This window comes from Sinorhizobium terangae, from assembly GCF_009601505.1.
GTDB classification, from domain to species: domain Bacteria; phylum Pseudomonadota; class Alphaproteobacteria; order Rhizobiales; family Rhizobiaceae; genus Sinorhizobium; species Sinorhizobium terangae.
The window spans coordinates 1-14,696 of the sequence record NZ_WITC01000124.1 but is presented as its reverse complement, the minus strand read 5'-3'; the positions used below and the strand labels follow the sequence as shown (position 1 = coordinate 14,696).

The following is a 14,696-nucleotide window of genomic DNA, read 5'->3' as shown; positions in this document are numbered from 1 at the left end:
ACCAAGGGCGGACCAGTTTCATGTCCGATCGTCAATTTCAATGGCTGGCGCGCCACATTTCGGAGTTTATAAGGGAGCATCCGCTTCGCATTGGTCAAACGAAAGAGAATACGAGGTGACGAGCCGCATGTCGCCCCTGGCCCCCTTCAAACACGATACGTTCCGGATCATCTGGACCGCCAGCCTTGCCTCCAATTTCGGCGGGCTGATCCAGGCAGTCGGCGCCGCATGGCTGATGACCTCCATCTCGCAGTCGGTGAACATGGTGGCGCTGGTACAAGCCTCCACAGCGCTGCCGATCATGCTCTTCTCGCTGGTGTCGGGCGCGCTTGCCGACAATTTCGACCGGCGGCGGATCATGCTCGTCGCACAGGGATTCATGCTGAGCGTCTCGGCCATTTTGACGGCTTGCGCCTATTTCGGCCTGATCACGCCTTGGCTGCTCCTGCTCTTCACCTTCCTGATCGGCTGCGGGACGGCGCTCAACAACCCGTCGTGGCAGGCCTCGGTCGGCGACATGGTGCCACGCGACGACCTGCCGGCGGCGGTGGCGCTGAACAGCGTGGGCTTCAACATCACTCGCAGCGTCGGCCCGGCGATTGGCGGCGCGATCGTTGCAGCCGCGGGCGCGGCCGCAGCCTTCGCAGCCAATACGCTCAGCTATTTGGCGATCCTCTTCGCCCTTTTCCGCTGGAAACGGGAGGTTCCGGAAAGCCCCCTGCCGCGCGAAACGCTCGGGCGGGCGGTTTCCGCCGGCCTCCGCTATGTCGCGATGTCGCCGAACATCGGCAAGGTGCTCTTGCGCGGTTTTGTCTTCGGCCTGTCGGCAAGCGCCATCCTTGCCCTGCTGCCGCTTGTCGCCCGCGATCTCGTCCGCGGCGGTCCGCTCACCTACGGCATCATGCTCGGCGCATTCGGCCTCGGCGCTATCGGCGGCGCGTTGCTGAGCGCCAGGCTGCGGGAACGCCTGTCGAGCGAGGCGGTCGTGCGCTGCGCCTTCGCCGGCTTTGCCGCAAGTGCCGCGGTCACGGCGATCAGCACCGAGGCGTGGCTCACCTCGCTCGCCCTCACCGTGTCGGGCGCCTGCTGGGTGCTGGCGCTGGCGCTGTTCAACACCACCGTTCAGCTCTCCACGCCGCGCTGGGTGGTCGGGCGGGCACTTTCCCTCTACCAGACCATGACCTTCGGCGGCATAGCCGGCGGCAGCTGGCTATGGGGCGTTGCCGCCGAGCAATACGGTGCCGCCAACGCACTTATCGGCTCCTGTCTTCTCATGTTCGCCGGAGCGGCCATCGGCCTGCGCTTCGCATTGCCGGAATTCAAGTCGCTGAACCTCGACCCGCTCAACCGCTTCGCCGAACCGCCGCTCGAGCTCGATCTCAAGCCGCGCAGCGGCCCGATCGTCATCATGATCGACTACGAGATCCATGAACCCGACATCCCCGAGTTCCTGACGACCATGGCGGAACGCCGCCGCATCCGCATCCGCGACGGCGCGGGACACTGGGCGCTGATGCGCGACCTCGAAAACCCGACGACCTGGACCGAGACCTATCACGTGCCGACGTGGGTGGAATATGTCCGCCACAACCAGCGGCGCACGCAGGCCGATGCGGCCGTCGGCGACAAGCTGACGGCGCTCCACCGCGGCACGACGCCGCCGCGCGTCCATCGGATGATCGAACGGCAGACCATCGTTCCGGAACACTACGAGCGCTACAAGCAGCCCGCCGAGATGCATTGAGAGGTGGCCCGACCCGGTCGCGCCTCATCCCCGCGCAGGACGCGTGTTTGCCCCTCACCCTAACCCTCTCCCCGCATGCGGGGAGAGGGGACTGGAGGAAGCTGTGGCCCCTCTTTGTATCGGATCGGTCGAGGAGCCGAGGCGTCGCCGCTTGTCGCTTCGCCCCGCTTGCGGGGAGAAGGGGCCGGCAGGCGGATGAGGGGCCGACGCAACGAATCCCACGCGCGTGGATCAGCGCAGCTTCGCCTTCAGCGACGCGGCCGGAAAACAGGTAGCGGACAGGCCGTTCTTCGCCTGCCAGTCGCCGAGCGAGCGGCGCGTCTTGTAGCCGGGCAGGCCGTCGACCTTGCCGACGTCGTAGCCCTTGGACACGAGCGCCTTCTGCATCGCCAGCACGTCGGAACGCAGCATGTTTCCGACATCGCCCCACTCTCCCCGGAAGGCGCCGCCGCCGGACGCGATGCGATCGGCGAGATTGCCGATGAAAAGCGCGTAGAGATCCGAATTGTTGTATTCCTTGATCACGTAGAAATTCGGTGTGACGATGAACTGCGGTCCATGGGTGCCGGCCGGCACAAGCATCATGCCGGCCGCCGCGCGCTCGGCCGACGGGAAGGCCTTACCGGAGATGCGCCCAATTCCCATGCCGGCCCAGTCGGCGATCGGGCGGGAAAGATCCGGGCCCTCCTGGGCGCAGGAGACACCTTCGGGGATCAAGACTTCAAAGCCCCAGTCGCGGCCAGCTTGCCAGCCTTTCTGCGAGAGATAATTGGCGATCGAAGCCAGACTGTCCGGCACCGAATTCCAGATGTCGCGGCGGCCGTCGCCGTCGAAATCCACGGCGTATTTCAGGAAGCTCGACGGCAGGAACTGCGGCTGGCCCATGGCGCCGGCCCAGGAACCGCGCATCTCCGCCTCCCGCACATCGCCGCTGTCGAGAATGTGGAGCGCGGCGATCAGTTCGCGCCGGAAAAGGTCGGGCCGCGTCGACATGAAGGCCTTGGTCGCCAAAACGTCCATGATCGGGTGCGGGATCTTCGCCCGGCCAAAGCCGGATTCCCGGCCCCAGATGGCGAGCACGATCGGACCGGGAACACCATACGCACTTTCGATGCGCTTCAAGGTCGAGGCATGGGCGGAGGCGAGGCTACGGCCGGTCGCAGCCAATCCCTGCAGCCGCTTCTCGGAAAAATAGGAACCGGGCGATGAAAACTCCGCCTGGCTTTGCTTGCGTTCCTTCGCCTTGGGAAAACCGGGAGGCGCAAGGTCGGGCAGATCCCAATTGAGCTTCACATCGACAAAGGCCGCCTTGAAGGACGCCGCGGAGATGCCGGATTTCTGCGCCTCGGGCCAAAGGTCGTTCTGCAGCCACTGGCGGAACTGATTTTCCACGTCGGCCTTGGAGGCTGCGTGAGCGGGAAGGTGGAGGACAAGGAACGCGGCAACCGCTGCGAGCAGGCGAACCCGGCGCTTACCCCCCTCTGCCCTGCCGGGCATCTCTCCCACAGGGAGGGAGCTCAGGTTGGAGCGAGCGGCCAATCCCGCCGCAGCGTCGCCGCGAACGCGAATCTTTCTGCCGGGGGAAGCGGTTGCCGCCCGCCGATCTCCCCCCTGGTGGTGGAGATGCCCGACAGGGCAGAGGGGGGTTGTCTCAGCGAGAAAACCGGCAAACCACGAGCGAACCCGAGATCTCAAACGCATCTGCATCCCTTCAAATGGAGGTGCGCGCCCTGAGCGCAGCGGCGAGCGTGCCTTCGTCAAGATAATCAAGCTCGCCACCGACGGGAACGCCATGGGCGAGACGCGTGATTTTCACCTCCATGCCTTCGAGCTGGTCGGTGATGTAGTGCGCCGTCGTCTGCCCCTCGACCGTCGCATTGACCGCGATGATCAGCTCGCGCACGCCACCCTTGGCGACGCGATCGACCAGGCCCTTGATGTTGAGATCGTCCGGCCCGATGCCATCGAGCGGCGACAGCGTGCCGCCGAGCACATGATAGGCGGCGTTCATCGCGCCGGCGCGCTCCAGCGCCCAGAGGTCGGCGACATCCTCGACGACGATGATCACGGACTGGTCACGCCGCTCGTCCGTGCACACCGTGCACGGATCGATCGTGTCGACGTTGCCGCAGCAGGAGCAGATGCGGACCTTGCGATGCGCCTCGCCCATCGCGTCCGCGAGCGGGCCGAGCAGTTGCTCCTTCTTCTTGACGAGGTGCAGTGCGGCCCGCCGGGCGGACCGCGGACCGAGGCCCGGCACCTTCGCCAGGAGCTGGATGAGTTTTTCGATTTCGGGGCCGGTGACTCGCTTTGCCATGCCGGGCTTTTAGCTCAATTCATCGGCAAACGGAATCGCTTTGACGCCAATCAGCGCACGGCGATCGCGGCCGCCAACGGTTCGACAGGTCCGCTTGGTCAGAACGGCAGCTTCATGCCGGGCGGAATCGGCAGGCCGGCGGTCAGCTCGCGGGTCTTTTCCGCCTGAACGGCTTCCGCCTTGTCCTTGGCGTCCTTGTGCGCGGCAACGATCAGGTCTTCGAGGATCTCGACATCGTCTTCCTTGAAGAGCGAGGGATCGATCTTCAGGCTTTTCATCTGGCCCTTGCCATCGAGGCGGACCGTGACGAGCCCGCCGCCGGATGTGCCGTCGACTTCGAGCGCGGCGATTTCCGCCTGCATCTTCTCCATCTTGGCCTGCATTTCCTTGACCTTGCCCATCATGCCCATGATGTCGCGCATCGTCATCTCCTGTCTTTCGTAATCTCTTCCAAGAAGCAGCGATTATTCGATGTCGTCGCCGGGGACGATATCGCCGTCTTCCGATTCAGCCGCCGCCGGAGCGACGGTTTCGATTTCCTGTTCCGCCGCACGGATGCGCACGTCAGTGATCCTCGCGCCCGGAAAGCGCGCAAGGATTGCCGCCACGTCGGGATCCTGGCGGGCGTCATTGACCCGCTGCTCCTGCGCGCGCTGCTCAGCCTCGACAAGGGTCGGTTCGCCCGGTTCGCGGCTGTAGCTGACGACCCAGTGGATGCCGGTCCATTCCTTGAGCTTGACGGCGAGTTCGCCGAGCAGCGTCTTCGGCGCGTCGTCCGGCACATTGACGTCGAGGCGGCCGGGCTCGATGTGCACGAGTCTCACGAAGCCGCGCACCAGCGTCTTCAGCTTGATGTCCCTGTTCTTTCCGCAGAGATCGACGATATCGCTGATCGAGTTGACCGGAACCTTCGGCTCCGCCTTCGCGGCAGGGGCCGGTACCGGCCGTTCCTCGATGCGCCCGACGCTTATCGGCTGGGGCGCAGCATCCGGCACGGCACGCAGCATGGCGGCGCCGTTGTTCGACGGGCGCTGAACCGGCGCGGCTTCGACGGAACGCGCCTGCGTCGACAAGCCTGACTGCGCCTGACTTCCGCCGCCATTGGCGCGCGGCGCCGGGCGACCGGCGGCCCCCTCGCCGTCGGCAAGCTCCAAGAGCCGCCGTGCAGCGTCTTCCGGCGACGGCAGATGGGCAGCATGGGCGAGCCTGATCAGCACCATTTCTGCAGCACCCGCGGGGCGCGACGAGCTTTCCGCCTCTGGGATGCCCTTCAAGAGCATCTGCCAGATGCGCGAAAGTGCCGTCACCGCGACACTGTCAGCGAATTCGGCACCGCGAAGGCGCTCGATCTCGCTCAGCGACTGGTCGTTCGCCGCGTCAGGAACATATTTCATCCGCGTGACGAGATGGGTGAAGTCGGCAAGGTCCGTCAGCACAACGGTGGGATTGGCGCCCGCCTCGTACTGCGCGGCGAACTCCTGAAGCGCCGCCATCACGTCGCCTTTGACGATATGCTCGAAGAGATCGACGATGCGGGCACGGTCGGCAAGCCCGAGCATCGAGCGCACGGTTTCAAGCTCGACCGAGCCGCCGCCGTGGGCGATCGCCTGGTCGAGCAGCGACAGGCCGTCGCGCGCCGAACCTTCGGCGGCGCGCGCGATCATCGCGAGCGCGTCCGGATCGAAAGGCACGCGCTCTTTGGCGAGAATGGTGGAGAAGAGACCGACAAGGTCCGATGCGCCGATGCGGCGCAGGTCGAAACGCTGGCAGCGCGACAGGACGGTAATCGGAACCTTGCGGATTTCGGTGGTCGCGAAGATGAACTTCACATGCTCCGGCGGCTCCTCGAGCGTCTTCAACAGGCCGTTGAAGGCCTGGGTCGAGAGCATGTGCACTTCGTCGATGATATAGACCTTGTAGCGGGCGGAAACCGGGCGGTAACGCACCTGCTCGATGATCTCGCGGATGTCGTCGATACCGGTGTGCGATGCGGCGTCCATCTCGATCACGTCGACATGGCGGCCGTCCATGATCGCCTGGCAATGCTCGCCCGGCACACGCAGATCGATCGTCGGCTTGTCGATCTCGGCGGTCTTGTAGTTGAGCGCGCGCGCCAGGATGCGCGCCGTCGTCGTCTTGCCGACGCCACGCACACCCGTCAGCATGTAGGCCTGGGCGATGCGGCCGGTCTCGAAGGCGTTGGTGAGCGTGCGCACCATCGGCTCCTGCCCGACCATGAGGTCGGAGAAGTCCTTGGGCCGATATTTACGCGCCAGAACACGGTAGGCGGCTGGCTTTTGCTCGGATGAAATGGACTTTTCGTCGCTCATCGACCCTGCCGCTGCTCGAACTCTTGTCCCGACAGGACGGAGATACGAAGATAAGGTGGGAGGCTGGCACGATGACCCGTGCCGGGGCTCGTTAGGGCTGCTTCCTTCCGGACCTGACCCGGTTGGCGAGTGGCTCGTCCACCACCAACCTCCCGGTCTCCATATCGGCAATATCGCAAGCAAATGCAAGCCAAGGCATCAAAAAACTGGTATCGATATAAAAAACAAGGCGAATCCGCGCCTTCTAACAAGTTGAGACGCGGGATGCGGGCGGGAAACCGAACACAATTTTCCTCATCCCGCTCCTGGCTAGGAGAATCCGTTGACGACCTTCCCTCTTGACGAGCGACTTCAGCGCGACGGCATCCCGATCGCCTCTATCGGGCTGTGCCAGTTGCGGCTGATGAACGACCGCCGTTGGCCGTGGCTGATCCTCATTCCCCAGCGCCCGAACGTGACCGAGATTTTCGAGCTGTCACCCCTCGACCAGACGATGCTGACCTTCGAGACCAACTTGGTGGCAACAGCGCTCAAGAAGATCACCGCCGCCGACAAGATCAATATCGGCGCGCTCGGCAATATCGTCCGCCAGCTTCATGTGCATATCATAGCCCGCCGGGAAGGCGATCCGAACTGGCCGGGACCGGTTTGGGGCTTCGGCAAGGCCGAGCCGTGGCCGGCCGATGAGCAGCAGGCATTCGCAGCACGTATTCTGGAAAATCTCTGAAGATGACGAAATCGATCTTTGACCTTCGAAGCCCGCATCCGGAGCCGAGCACCCTCGTCGCCTTTGCGGAAAACCACCTGGACCGCCAGTCCGAGCACCGTCCCGACGATTGCGTCGAGGTGGCGTCGAGGCATCCGGGCGCACATTTCCTCGCCTTTTCCGGGGCGAAGCTGATCGTCAAGCACGACGAGAAGATCATCGACCCGCTCTTCGCACCCTATGAACTCGAGGGCCTCGAGCCGGCGCTCGACGAGGCGATCCTGCTCGGTTTTCTGCCGAACGGCGAGCCGCGGCTTGCCGTGCCGTCGGGGCTCACTGAAGAGAACTTGCCCGAGCCGTTCAAGATCGCCGATGCGCGCACGCTCTACCGCCAGCAGATGCTGCCGGAGGAATTGCTCGGCCAGTTCGCGCAAGGCTCCAGCCTTATCGTCTGGAACGCCAACAACCGGTTCTGCGGCCGCTGTGGCGGGCCGATGGACGGCGCGGCGGGTGGTTACCGGCGCGTATGCACGGCCTGCAACCACATGGTCTTTCCCCGCACCGACCCCGTCGTCATCATGCTGACAATCGATCTCGAGCGCGATCTCTGCCTGCTCGGCCGCAGCCCGCATTTTCCGCCAGGCATGTATTCCTGCCTCGCCGGCTTCGTCGAACCGGGCGAGACGATCGAAAACGCCGTGCGCCGGGAAACGCAGGAGGAATCGGGTATCCGCATCGGCCGGGTTCGCTATCATGCCTCGCAGCCTTGGCCGCTGCCGCATTCGCTGATGATCGGCTGCTACGCCGAGGCGAAATCGACGGTCATCAAACGCGACGAACAGGAGCTCGAAGACGTCCGCTGGTTCACACGCGCGGAGACCGAAGCGATGCTGGAGCGCACGACCGGCGTCGCCGACACCGGAGACGAGCACATCCCGCCGCCGAAGGGAGCGATTGCCCACCAGTTGATGCGCGACTGGCTGGCCTGGCCCGAGCGGAGCTGACCGGCCGGTCGCCTCGCGCGGAGAGAAGGAAGCCATGTCCCGATCGGAGCGCTTGTTCGATCTCCTGCAGGTGCTGAGACGCTACCGCCAGCCGGTGAGCGGCCAACGGCTGGCGGAGGAGACCGGCGTCAGCCTCAGGACGCTCTACCGTGACATCGCCAGCCTGCAGGCCCAGGGCGCCCACATCGAGGGGGAACCGGGCCTCGGCTATGTTCTGAAGCCGGGATTCCTGCTGCCGCCGATGATGTTTTCGGAAGAAGAAGTCGAGGCGCTGGTGCTCGGCTCGCGCTGGGTGGCGAAACGCGGCGACAGCCGCCTCGCGATCGCGGCCGCCGACGCGCTTGCCAAGATCGCTTCCGTTCTGCCGCCCGATATGCGCGAAAGTCTCGACGCCTCGCCCCTTCTCGTCGGGCCGCGCGCACCGATCGCCGAAGGCTTCGATCTCGCCCTCCTGCGCAAGGCGATCCGCAGCGAGCGCAAGCTCGATATCAGCTATGTCGACAATGAGGGGAGCGAAAGCCGCCGCACGGTCTGGCCTTTTGCGCTCGGTTTCTTCGAACAGGTGCGCGTGCTGGTCGCCTGGTGCGAACTCAGGCAGGACTTTCGCCATTTCCGGACGGACCGGATCCATGGGGCGCTGGTACGCGATCAGCGCTACCCGCGCCGTCGCCAGGCCCTGATCAAGAACTGGCGCGCTGCGCAGCAAGCGGCCCCCGGCTGAGAGATGAGACGCGGGCACACCGCTACTGACAAAAATTGTCAGCAGCCTGCGCTAGTTTGCGGCCTCCAACCAAGGAGGCCGAACATGGCAAAACCCAATCTGATTGTTCTCTACGTCGCGAACCCGCTCGCGAGCGTCGATTTCTACAGCAAGCTTCTGGGCAGGGAGCCGACTGTCGCTTTCCCGACCTTCTCCTCCTTTGAACTGCCCGGCGGCTTCACGCTGGGGCTCTGGGCACAGGAATCCGTTGCACCAGAACCGTCGGTAGCGGGCGGCCGTTCCGAACTGGCGTTCATGATGGAAGGGGAACAGGCCGTGCGCGTGCACTACGAGGAGTGGCGGGCGATGGGCCTGCCGATCGCGCAGGAACTGACGAAAATGGATTTTGGCCCGACATTCGTCGCACTCGATCCCGACGGCCATCGCCTCAGGGTTTGTCTTTACGACGACTGACGCATTTGCTGCGGATAAAACACTCGCACCCCGCACGGAATACCGGCGGGGTGCGGAAGACTTAACAGCGCCGCGCATCTTTTGCGACGCGCGCTGGTCGCTGCAGGACTTTTGTTATTAGCGGCCGAAAACGGCGGCTTGAATCTGAGAACGGGAAATACCGATGTCGCTCAGCACACGATCGTCGAGAGCGTTCAACTCGCGGACAGCGCGGCGCAACTTTGCGTATTCCATGATCTTCTGGCGGATCTTCATCTTTGACACTCCATATCTTTCACAGGTGTCAAATAGGCATTTGCCTAAGATTTAAGTAGTTCCATGATTGCAAATTAGGCATGCGCCAAACGAATAGCCAGTTAACGAAATTCCACCATCCCCCTTTCGCTGCGGGATGGACGAAATCAGCTCATGGCAAGGGCGTGATCGCCCGTTCAGAGCACACCGCGCATGGGATGCGCCCGGTAGGTGCCGAGGATGCGCACCTTTTCGGAGAAGAAACGCAGTTCGTCCATGGCGTGGCGGACACCCTCATCGTCCGGATGTCCCTCGATATCGGCATAGAACTGGGTTGCGACGAACTTGCCGCCGAGCTGGTAGCTCTCGAGCTTCGTCATGTTGATGCCGTTGGTAGCGAAGCCGCCCATCGCCTTGTAGAGCGCGGCCGGAATGTTGCGCACGTTGAAAACGAAAGTGGTGATGATCAGCTCGTCGTCTGAAGTACGGGCGATCCGCTGCTCTTCGCGCGAAAGCACAACGAAGCGCGTGACGTTGCTATCCGTGTCCTCGACATTCTCGGCAACGATGTCGAGCCCATAGAGATCCGCGGCAAGGCGCGGGGCAAGCGCCGCCATGGAGCGGTCTCCGGTTTCCTTGACAAGCTTGGCGGCACCGGCCGTGTCGCCCGCCACCACCGGCTTCCAGCCATTGGCGCGAACGATCTTGCGGCATTGGCCGAGTGCGTGGATATGGCTGTGCACCGTGCGGATCTCTTCATGCGAGACGCCCGGCAGCACCATCAGCTGGAAGCGGATCGGCATGAAATATTCGCCGACAATGTGCAGGCGCGATTCCGGCAGCAGGTGATGGATGTCGGCGACGCGCCCGGCAATCGTGTTTTCGATCGGGATCATCGCGAGATCGGCGTCGCCATTCTCCACCGCCACGAAGGCATCCTCGAAGGTCTGGCACGGCAGCGGCTCCATCGACGGGAACATGTCGCGGCAGGCCATGTCCGAATTGGCGCCGAAGTCGCCTTGGAAGGAGATCCTGTTGGTCTTGACGGTCACTTTCGAATTCCTTCTCAGGCTTTGACGGAGAGAATGCGACGGGCCCTTTCGAGATCGTCGGGCGTATCGACGCCGAGAGGGACCGAGTTGACGATCTCCACGTCGATGCGCATCCCGGCCTCGAGCGCCCGCAATTGCTCGAGCGACTCGCGCTTTTCAAGGACCGAGGGCTTCAGCGAGACGAAGGTTTCGAGCGCCTTGCGCCGATAGGCATAGAGGCCGATGTGGTGATAGAGCGGCCCGGCACCATGCGGTGCGGTGGCACGGGTAAAATAAAGTGCGCGCAGGCGGCTCTCGGAAAGCGGCGAGCCCACGACCTTCACGACATTGGGGTTGGTCTTTTCGTGTTCGTCGGTGATCTCGACGGTCAGTGTCGCGATATCGGTCGCGGCATTCTCGAGGGGTTTCAGCGCCGCGCGGATCGGTCCGGGCTCGATCGTCGGCAAGTCGCCCTGCACGTTGATCACGATCTCGGTCTCGCCGCGAGGATCCGCCTTCAGCAGGGCTTCATGGATGCGGTCCGAGCCGGACTGATGGTCGACTCGCGTCATGATCGCCTCGAAGCCGGCATCGCTGACCGCTTCGAAGACGTCGCGATGGTCGACGGCGACGACGATTCGGCCGACATCCGCCTCGGCCGCCCGCTTGGCCACCTGCACGATCATCGGCAGGCCGCAGATGTCTGCGAGCGGCTTGCCGGGCAGGCGTGTGGACGCCATCCGCGCCGGAATGAGCACGAGAGCTTTGGCAGAATTTCCCTGATTCATCGTCTAGCCCTAAAAACCTCACTGAAAGTGTCAAAAAGTCTCACTTCAGGGTCGATAATCTCTGTTGCAACGCAGAGCCAAAAGACATAGGTTCCGCGCGATTTCAAGATGGGCCGGGTTTTTGTTGACGCCGGTGGCAAAGGGAGCGTTTGCAGATGAATTCATATGTGAACATGGGCATGGGTGCCTTGCTGGGTACGGTCTTCGTTCTGATGTCTGTATCCATTGCATCGGAAGGCATTTTCCATTCCGAAGCTCCCGAGAAGCCGGGCTTCACCATCGTGGCCGAGGAAACTGCGGGCGAAGGCGGTGAGGCCGGCGGCGGCGAACAGGCGACGTCCGAGCCGATTGCCCCGCTGCTCGCCAAGGCCGATCCGGCCGCCGGCGAGGCGATCTTCAAGAAATGCGCAAGCTGTCACACCGTTGAGAAGGGCGGACCGAACAAGGTCGGCCCGAATCTCTGGGGCGTCGTCAACCGCCCGGTCGCCTCGCACGAGGGCTTCAGCTACTCCGCCGGCATGCAGACCTTCTCCGAAGGCGGCAAGGTCGTTTGGGACTTTGACCACCTGAGCTTCTTCCTCGAAGCACCGAAGAAGCATGTCCCGGGCACGGCGATGGGCTTCGCGGGCCTCAAGAAGGCGGAAGAGCGCGCCAACCTGCTCGCCTGGCTGCGCGAACAGTCCGATAATCCGGCACCGCTTCCGGCGGAGGGCGGCTCCAGCGAAGCCAAGCCCACAGAAGGACAGGCCGCTCAGGACGGCCAAGGCCAGGCCCCGGCGCCAGCACCGGCGAACTAAAGCGCCGTTGTCCGAAAACCGCTGCACACTTTTGGGCGACATGCATTAAGTCGCCAGAGAGATGATTAAGAGCCCGGCCTCTGGCCGGGTTTTTTCGTTTCCGGACCGAGATGAGGCTATGCGCGGTTTTGCGCCGCATCCCCGCCCCTTAACTCACTGGAGTCGGTCACAGCAGCAGGTAAGCCCAGGCCGAAACGCTGAGCACCCCCAGCGCCGTCGTCAGCGTGATCGTCGAGGAGGCGAGCGCATGGCCGACATTGAAATGATTGGCGATCAGCCAGGCATTGACGCCGGTCGGCACCGAGGAGGTCAAAACCAGCGCGGCCGTCCAGCTGTCGCTGAGCCCCAGGAGATGGCAGGCGCCAAAGACGACGCCGGGCAGCACAAGCAGCTTTAGCGCGCTGGTGACGGCCGCAAGCCCAGTGTTTCCGGCCAGGCCGTATTTGTCGAGTGCCATGCCGATCGACACGAGTGCGGCCGGCGCCGCAGTCGCCGCGAGTTGATCGACGACGGCCTTCACCGGGCCGCCAAGCGGCTGGTTCAGAAGATGGAAGAGCGCGCCGAAGGCGAGACCGATCACCAGCGGGTTGCGAACGAGATTGCGTCCGACGCCGGCAAGCAGCTTCAACGGGCTTTGCCCCGGCTTGCCGCTCGTTTTGCGATCCGCACGCTCCATCAGCACGGTGCCGGCGATCATCATGACGGGCAGATGGACCGAGAGCAGGATCGACAGCGCCACCAGCCCTTCCTCGCCGACCACGCGTGAAACCAACGGCAGCCCTATGAAAACGGTGTTGGCGAAGGCGGAGGACACGCCTGCGAGCACCCCCACGCGCGCGTCACGCCCGAAGGCAAAGGTCGCCGCCAGGTGGCCGGCTGTCCAGGTAACGGCGACACCGGAAAAATAGGCGACCCAAAGCGGCCAGGGCGATCCCTCCTTGAAATCGGCTTCGGCAATCGTGCGGAACAAGAGGACCGGAACGGCGATGCGAAAGACAAAATCGCCGAGCGCATCGCCGACAGCCGGATTCAGATAACCGAGCCGCACGACCAGCCAGCCGGTCAGGATCAGGACGAAGATCGGAAGAACATTCAGGAAAATATCGGACATGGTGAGCCTTGAGTGGAGGCAGAGGCATAGACCTGTTCTGTCGATCGAGGCAAGGGTGCATTGGAGGACAGACGGCAGCCCACAGCGCCGTGCGCCTTTTCAGAGGCGCAAAGCACGCCGTAGCACTTTGAATTGCTGCATGTTTTTGGAAACATGCAGTAGGTTGTGGTGCTGCTCGCCGGCAGCTCGGGCCCGGAACATTCGGTTGGCGCAAGCGTTTTTATGAACGACCGGGAAAACGCTGATGTCGACAGAGAAGACCATTTACTCACATCGGGACGACGATCCGCATCTCACGGACGACGATCTGGCCGAGAAAGTCCTGCGCTACATTCGCTATGCGACCTTCGTGGACACGAGCGGAATTTCGGTCATGGCGCTGCGCGGGACGGTCGTGCTTTCCGGCAATGTCGCCGAGGAGGCTGACATTGCCAGCGCCGGAGAGGCCGCCGCCTCGGTGATCGGCGTTTCGGGTGTCGAAAATCGACTGACCGTACGGCCGGGCGACTCAACCGGCTGAGCGCAACTCTCTCGGAAGACATCAATTCCATAAAAGGCAACCTTTTGGTTGCCTTTTTCCTTTCCACCTGCAAGAATATTGGCAACCAGGAGGTTGCATCATGACGGATCGCATCGAGAAGAGCATTGAGCTCAACGCGCCGATCGAAAAGGTTTGGAATGCGCTGACGGATCATAAGGCGTTCGGCGAATGGTTCCGGGTAAGGCTCGACGGACCCTTCGTCGTCGGCGAAAAAACGACCGGGGAAATGACCTATCCCGGCCACGAGGGCACCAAGTGGACGTCGGTGACAGAGCGGATGGAGGCTCCGACATTGTTTTCCTTCCGATGGCCGCACGGCGAGGATCTTTCGACATCCCCATCCACGCTCGTGGAATTCCGCCTCGAGCCAACGACGCAGGGCACGCGTCTCACCATCGTCGAATCCGGCTTCGAAGCGCTGCCGGAAGATCGCCGCATGGAGACCTTGCGCGGCAACGAAGGCGGATGGGAGATCCAGGCGGGAAACATCAAGGCCTATGTCGAAGCCTGAACCTATCGATCGCGGCCCGGTCGAGGTCTTCGCCGCGCTCGGCGACCCGACCCGCCTTTCGCTTCTGACGAAACTCAGCGATGGCGCGACACGATCGATCGCCATGCTTTCGGCCGACACGAAGCTGACGCGGCAGGCGGTGACCAAACACCTGCACGTGCTGGAACGCGCCGGCCTCGTCCAAAGCATCCGCGTCGGCCGCGAAAGCCAGTTCGGCTACCGGCCCGGCCCGATCGCCGAGGCACGATCGTATCTCGACAGAGTTTCCGCACAGTGGGACGAGGCACTGGCGCGGCTCAAGGCACTGGTGGAGCGATGAATGCGCCGATGGGCGCTGCGCCAGCTGAATTCGAGCGCTCCGCTAGCGCATCGGCCCGAAAATCGGACCCGATTTTCGGAAAGCACGAT

Annotated in this window: 17 protein-coding genes and 1 other RNA gene; 9 read left to right on the top strand and 9 right to left on the bottom strand. The window is 63.4% G+C overall.

Features of this window, described 5'->3' with window-relative positions:
- Window positions 1-127 precede the first annotated feature (127 nt).
- Window positions 128-1,744, top strand: coding sequence for an MFS transporter (locus tag GHK62_RS29270; RefSeq protein ID WP_153442451.1), 1,617 nt, complete (start codon window positions 128-130; stop codon window positions 1,742-1,744).
- A gap of 231 nt (window positions 1,745-1,975) precedes the next feature.
- On the opposite strand, the gene GHK62_RS29265 is transcribed toward GHK62_RS29270, so the two are convergent.
- The 5 genes from GHK62_RS29265 to ffs form a co-directional block, all read right to left on the bottom strand.
- Window positions 1,976-3,241 (bottom strand): lytic murein transglycosylase, encoded by a 1,266-nt coding sequence (locus GHK62_RS29265; protein WP_167528394.1) that lies wholly within the window; start codon window positions 3,239-3,241, stop codon window positions 1,976-1,978.
- 214 nt (window positions 3,242-3,455) lie between these two features.
- Window positions 3,456-4,061: a recombination mediator RecR gene (gene recR / locus GHK62_RS29260; RefSeq protein ID WP_153442450.1), complete on the bottom strand. Its 606-nt coding sequence runs from the start codon at window positions 4,059-4,061 to the stop codon at window positions 3,456-3,458.
- 98 nt (window positions 4,062-4,159) lie between these two features.
- A complete protein-coding gene (locus GHK62_RS29255; RefSeq protein WP_153442449.1) occupies window positions 4,160-4,483 on the bottom strand; it encodes a YbaB/EbfC family nucleoid-associated protein in 324 nt (107 codons plus the stop codon).
- A 42-nt stretch (window positions 4,484-4,525) separates the two neighbouring features.
- Window positions 4,526-6,391, bottom strand: coding sequence for a DNA polymerase III subunit gamma/tau (locus GHK62_RS29250; protein WP_153442448.1), 1,866 nt, complete (start codon window positions 6,389-6,391; stop codon window positions 4,526-4,528).
- A gap of 55 nt (window positions 6,392-6,446) precedes the next feature.
- Window positions 6,447-6,544: signal recognition particle sRNA small type (ffs, locus tag GHK62_RS29245), an RNA gene on the bottom strand.
- A gap of 169 nt (window positions 6,545-6,713) precedes the next feature.
- On the opposite strand from ffs, the gene GHK62_RS29240 reads away from it, so the two are divergent.
- From GHK62_RS29240 to GHK62_RS29225, 4 genes are all read left to right on the top strand, one after another.
- Entirely contained in the window at window positions 6,714-7,118 is a 405-nt protein-coding gene (locus GHK62_RS29240) for an HIT domain-containing protein (protein WP_153442447.1), read from the top strand.
- 2 nt (window positions 7,119-7,120) lie between these two features.
- On the top strand, window positions 7,121-8,101 hold the full coding sequence (gene nudC, locus GHK62_RS29235; RefSeq protein WP_153442446.1) for an NAD(+) diphosphatase: 981 nt from the start codon (window positions 7,121-7,123) through the stop codon (window positions 8,099-8,101).
- Window positions 8,102-8,135: 34 nt separating this feature from the next.
- Window positions 8,136-8,822, top strand: coding sequence for a helix-turn-helix transcriptional regulator (locus tag GHK62_RS29230; RefSeq protein WP_153442445.1), 687 nt, complete (start codon window positions 8,136-8,138; stop codon window positions 8,820-8,822).
- Between the two features lie 84 nt (window positions 8,823-8,906).
- Window positions 8,907-9,275: a VOC family protein gene (locus GHK62_RS29225; RefSeq protein WP_153442444.1), complete on the top strand. Its 369-nt coding sequence runs from the start codon at window positions 8,907-8,909 to the stop codon at window positions 9,273-9,275.
- A 117-nt stretch (window positions 9,276-9,392) separates the two neighbouring features.
- Here the strand turns inward: GHK62_RS29225 and GHK62_RS29220 are convergent, their stop codons facing one another.
- The 3 genes from GHK62_RS29220 to GHK62_RS29210 form a co-directional block, all read right to left on the bottom strand.
- Window positions 9,393-9,530 carry a DUF1127 domain-containing protein gene (locus GHK62_RS29220; protein ID WP_153442443.1) on the bottom strand — a complete coding sequence of 46 codons (138 nt, stop codon included), beginning with the start codon at window positions 9,528-9,530 and terminating at the stop codon, window positions 9,393-9,395.
- Between the two features lie 176 nt (window positions 9,531-9,706).
- On the bottom strand, window positions 9,707-10,561 hold the full coding sequence (locus GHK62_RS29215; RefSeq protein ID WP_184108401.1) for a prephenate dehydratase: 855 nt from the start codon (window positions 10,559-10,561) through the stop codon (window positions 9,707-9,709).
- Between the two features lie 14 nt (window positions 10,562-10,575).
- On the bottom strand, window positions 10,576-11,328 hold the full coding sequence (locus GHK62_RS29210) for a 3-deoxy-manno-octulosonate cytidylyltransferase (protein ID WP_153442441.1): 753 nt from the start codon (window positions 11,326-11,328) through the stop codon (window positions 10,576-10,578).
- A gap of 155 nt (window positions 11,329-11,483) precedes the next feature.
- Between GHK62_RS29210 and GHK62_RS29205 the strand changes: the two genes are divergently transcribed.
- On the top strand, window positions 11,484-12,125 hold the full coding sequence (locus GHK62_RS29205) for a c-type cytochrome (RefSeq protein WP_153442440.1): 642 nt from the start codon (window positions 11,484-11,486) through the stop codon (window positions 12,123-12,125).
- Between the two features lie 166 nt (window positions 12,126-12,291).
- On the opposite strand, the gene GHK62_RS29200 is transcribed toward GHK62_RS29205, so the two are convergent.
- Window positions 12,292-13,236, bottom strand: a complete 945-nt coding sequence (locus tag GHK62_RS29200) for an AEC family transporter (protein ID WP_153442439.1) — start codon at window positions 13,234-13,236, stop codon at window positions 12,292-12,294.
- 244 nt (window positions 13,237-13,480) lie between these two features.
- Here GHK62_RS29200 and GHK62_RS29195 point away from each other — a divergent pair, with 244 nt between their 5' ends.
- From GHK62_RS29195 to GHK62_RS29185, 3 genes are all read left to right on the top strand, one after another.
- Window positions 13,481-13,756 carry a BON domain-containing protein gene (locus GHK62_RS29195; RefSeq protein ID WP_153442438.1) on the top strand — a complete coding sequence of 92 codons (276 nt, stop codon included), beginning with the start codon at window positions 13,481-13,483 and terminating at the stop codon, window positions 13,754-13,756.
- Window positions 13,757-13,856: 100 nt separating this feature from the next.
- The gene (locus tag GHK62_RS29190) at window positions 13,857-14,288 is read left to right on the top strand and encodes an SRPBCC family protein (protein ID WP_153442437.1); all 432 of its coding nucleotides are present in this window, start codon (window positions 13,857-13,859) and stop codon (window positions 14,286-14,288) included.
- Entirely contained in the window at window positions 14,275-14,607 is a 333-nt protein-coding gene (locus GHK62_RS29185; protein WP_153442436.1) for an ArsR/SmtB family transcription factor, read from the top strand. The genes GHK62_RS29190 and GHK62_RS29185 overlap by 14 nt, the downstream gene beginning before the upstream one ends.
- Window positions 14,608-14,696 lie beyond the last annotated feature (89 nt).